The 206-nt window shown below is 68.4% G+C and carries 1 pseudogene; it reads right to left on the reverse strand.

The window, feature by feature from the left end:
• Window positions 1–206 (reverse strand): annotated as a pseudogene (locus GYA94_RS27120) (PAS domain-containing sensor histidine kinase); the annotation flags it as partial.

Genomic DNA, 206 nt, shown 5'->3' on the forward strand with positions numbered 1-206 from the left:
AGCTCACCCAGGTGGCTGTCGCACTGCCAGCGCACGGCGTGCCCCTGCACATGGGCCTGGGCGGCCTGCTGCAAGGCCTGGAACAGGGCCTTGGGGGTGAGCCGATCGCCCAGCGGCAGCTCGCCACGGGCGAATACCAGCATGTCGCGCACCTGGTGTTCCAGTTCGTGCAGGCGCTCTTTCAAAGTCGCGGCAAAGCGCTGGCG

Source organism: Pseudomonas juntendi (genome assembly GCF_009932375.1).
Taxonomy (GTDB): domain Bacteria; phylum Pseudomonadota; class Gammaproteobacteria; order Pseudomonadales; family Pseudomonadaceae; genus Aquipseudomonas; species Aquipseudomonas juntendi.